General features: G+C 73.0%; 3 protein-coding genes. 2 read left to right on the forward strand and 1 reads right to left on the reverse strand.

Features of this window, described 5'->3' with window-relative positions:
- Window positions 1-86 precede the first annotated feature (86 nt).
- Entirely contained in the window at window positions 87-809 is a 723-nt protein-coding gene (gene trhA, locus QCD68_RS16980; protein WP_301223867.1) for a PAQR family membrane homeostasis protein TrhA, read from the reverse strand.
- Window positions 810-885: 76 nt separating this feature from the next.
- Between trhA and QCD68_RS16985 the strand changes: the two genes are divergently transcribed.
- Together QCD68_RS16985 and QCD68_RS16990 are read left to right on the forward strand one after the other, a co-directional pair.
- Window positions 886-1,671, forward strand: coding sequence for an isoprenyl transferase (locus tag QCD68_RS16985; RefSeq protein WP_301223868.1), 786 nt, complete (start codon window positions 886-888; stop codon window positions 1,669-1,671).
- Window positions 1,672-1,926: 255 nt separating this feature from the next.
- Entirely contained in the window at window positions 1,927-3,039 is a 1,113-nt protein-coding gene (locus tag QCD68_RS16990) for an aminotransferase class V-fold PLP-dependent enzyme (protein ID WP_301223869.1), read from the forward strand.
- Window positions 3,040-3,417 lie beyond the last annotated feature (378 nt).

Genomic DNA, 3,417 nt, shown 5'->3' on the forward strand with positions numbered 1-3,417 from the left:
CCCCGCCGGGGGGGGCGCCCCCCCCGGGGGGGGGGGGCCCCCCCCGGTCCGTCGTTCGGTCCGGCCCGCCACCGGCGGTGACGAGGTCAGCGGACGGGGTGCAGCGCGATCACGAGGATGCCCGCCCACTGCGCCGCGAACGCGACGACGGTGAGGGCGTGGAAGACCTCGTGGAAGCCGAAGAACGTCGGCGAGGGGTTCGGCCGTTTGAAGCCGTAGACAGCGGCGCCGAGGATGTACGCCAGCCCGCCGGCGAGCACGAGCACCGTCATCGGGACGCTCGCGGCGAAGAGCTGCGGCAGGATCAGGAACGCCGCGCAGCCGAGCGCCAGGTAGAGCGGCACGTACAGCCACCGCGGAGCGCCGATCCAGAAGACGCGGAACGCGACACCGAGCAGTGCGCCGCTCCACATCACCCACAGCACGATGACCATCAGCTCGTGCGGCAGCGCGCAGACCGCGACCGGCGTGTACGTGCCGGCGATGAGCAGGAAGATGTTCGTGTGGTCGATGCGCTTGAGCACGCGTTTGACCACCGGGCGCCAGGGGAAGCGGTGGTAGGTCGCCGAGACGCCGAACATGACGAGTGACGTCGCCATGAAGACCGCGCTGGCCCCCTTCGCCGCCGGGGTGGCCGCGAGGGTGACGAGCACGATCCCCATCGCCGCGGCGAGGGGGAACGTGCCGGCGTGGATCCAGCCGCGCCATGCCGGGCGGGTGTCGGCGGCGCCGACCATGGTGGGGGTGGTCTCGGCCTCCTCCGTGAACGGCACGTGCGGGAGGGCCGGTGCGCCCTGGTCTGACTGCATGCTCCGACCGTACGGCCGGGGGACGGGGCGGTGGCTGAGAGTCGACACGAGGGGTGCTTGCACTACAGTCGACGCCGTGACGGGCAGGCTGGGATGGGCGGGGCGTGGGCTCCTCTACCGCGCCTACCAGAAGCGCATTCGACGCGAGATCGACGGGGCGCAGAAGCCCCGCCACGTCGCGATGATCGTCGACGGCAACCGGCGGTGGGCCCGGCAGCTGGGCCTCGAGACCGCGGCGCACGGACACCGGGCGGGCGCGGCGAAGATCCCCGAGTTCCTGTCCTGGTGCGAGGACCTCGACATCCAGGTCGTCACGCTCTACCTGCTCTCCGCCGACAACCTCAAGGGTCGCGGTGGCGAGGAGCTCGACCAGCTCGTCGGGATCATCGCTGACCTGGCGGAGCGGCTGTCACACCACCGCACCTGGCGCGTCCAGCACGTCGGCTCGAACGACGGCCTGCCCACGGAGCTCGTGGCTGCGCTCGCGGCCGCCGAGGCCCGCACCGCGGACCACACCGGGCTGCACATCAACCTCGCCGTCGGGTACGGCGGGCGCCGCGAGATCGCCGACGCCATGCGGAGCATCGTCCGCAGCCACGGTGAGGGCGGCGGAACGCTCGACACCCTGGCCGAGGTCCTGACGCCCGAGCTGATCGGTGACCACCTGTACACGCAGGGGCAGCCGGACCCGGACCTGATGATCCGGACCTCGGGGGAGCAGCGGCTGTCGGACTTCCTGCTGTGGCAGAGCGCGCACAGCGAGTTCTACTTCGTCGAGGCGTTCTACCCGGACCTCCGTGAGGTCGACTTCCTCCGCGCGGTGCGTGACTTCGGGTTGCGGTCGCGGCGCTTCGGGGGCTGAGGGCGGGGCGCGTCCACCCTGCGGGTGGCGTTCCCGCTGCGCTGGCTGTGCTGTTCCCGCTGCGCTGCCTGTGCTGTGCCCGCTGCGCTGCCTGTGCTGTGCCCGCTGCGCTGCCTGTGCTGTTCCACAGGAAACGAGGTCTGCTCAGGGCTTGCCGTGGGCCCGTTCCCGCTCCTGGCGCTTCCCGGACTGCATTCGCCCTGACCTCCGGGTCCCAGTAGGCTCACAGGGTTCTGCCCACTGGAAGGTGTCCCCGTGACCACGATCGACGAGTACGTCGCCGGCTTCGCCGAGGAGCCCGGTTACCTCGACCACGCTGCCTTCGGTCCCGTGCAGACCGCCGTCCTCGAGGAGCAGCGCGTCCTCGGCCACATCCAGGAGCACATGCGCTTCGGGGCGATCGAGACGCTCGACGAGCAGGACGCCCGGGTCCGTGCCGTCGCCGCCCGCCTGGTCCGTCGCCGCGAGGACCAGGTCGTGTCCCAGACGGCCACCACCCCCGGCCTGCTGCACACCGCGTTCGGCCTCACCGGAGGCGTGCTCGTCGCCGCGGAAGAGTACCCGTCGCTGCCGCTCGCGCTCGCCAGCGCCGCCTCGGCCACCGGCGGTCGCGTGCAGCCCGTCGTCATCGAGTCCGGCGCCGGCTGGCTCACCCCCGACCTGATCCGCGAGCGGCTGTCCGACGACGTCACCGCGGTCGCACTGTCGCTCGTCGACTGGCGCACCGGCTACCTGGCCGACCTCGCCGCCATCCGTGACGTCATCGGCGACCGCCTGCTCATCGTCGACGCCATCCAGGGCTTCGGCATCGTCGACGCCCCGTACGAGGTGGCTGACGTCGTCGCCACCGGCGGGCAGAAGTGGCTGCACGCCGGATGGGGCACCGGCTTCACCGCATTCAGCGACCGGGCTCTCGAACGCGTCAAGCCGGCACTGTCCGGGCCGCACGGCACGACCGGCTGGCCGACCGAGGTGCCGAGCGTCCGTCCCGCCGCCGCAGCGTTCGCCATGTCGCGCGTCGACCCCGTGTCCCAGGCGCGCCTGGCCGTGTCGCTCGAGCGCCTCACCGCTGTCGGGGTCGCCGCCGTGCAGGAACGCATCGCCGACCGGATCGATCGGGTCATCGACATCGCGGACGAGTTCGGGCTGCCCGTCGAGTCCAGCCGCGACCCCCGGGAGCGTGCCGGCATCGTCGTCCTCCGCCCCGCGGCCGGCCGGCTCACGGCACTCACCGCGGCGATGCACAACCACGGCGTCACGGCGACGGCCCGCCTGGGCGAGGTCCGGGTCTCGGCGTTCGCGTCCACGACGGACGAGACGCTCGGCATGTTCCGCGACGCGTGCATCTCGTACGCCACCATGGGCTGACGCCGGCGCTTCCGGCTCCTGCTCCTGCTCTCGGCTGGCCCCGCCCGGCTCGGCTCGCGCCCACCGGTCACGACACCCCGTCTGCGCCTCGCCGAGCGGTCACGTTCTGTCGTTCCGGAGGCATGGGAGCGACGTTTCGTGACCGCTCGGCGAGGGGTGCGTGGGCGTGGCGCTGCGCCTCCCGTCCGCCCTGCCGACCGGTCCCGACGCCCCGTCTGCGTTCCGCCGACCGGTCACGTTCTGTCGTTCCGGAGGCATGGGAGCGACGTTTTGTGACCGCTCGGCGTGGGGTGCGTGGTCGCGGGGGGGGGGGGGGGGGGGGGGGGGGGGGGGGGGGGGGGGGGGGGGGCGCGCCCCCCCCCCCCCCCCCCCCCCCCC

Source organism: Curtobacterium sp. PsM8 (genome assembly GCF_030433875.1).
GTDB lineage: Bacteria > Actinomycetota > Actinomycetes > Actinomycetales > Microbacteriaceae > Curtobacterium.

Excerpts from the sequence above, each read along its gene's own strand:
- trhA (WP_301223867.1), bottom strand. The coding sequence starts at position 809 with ATGCAGTCAGACCAGGGCGCACCGGCCCTCCCGCACGTGCCGTTCACG.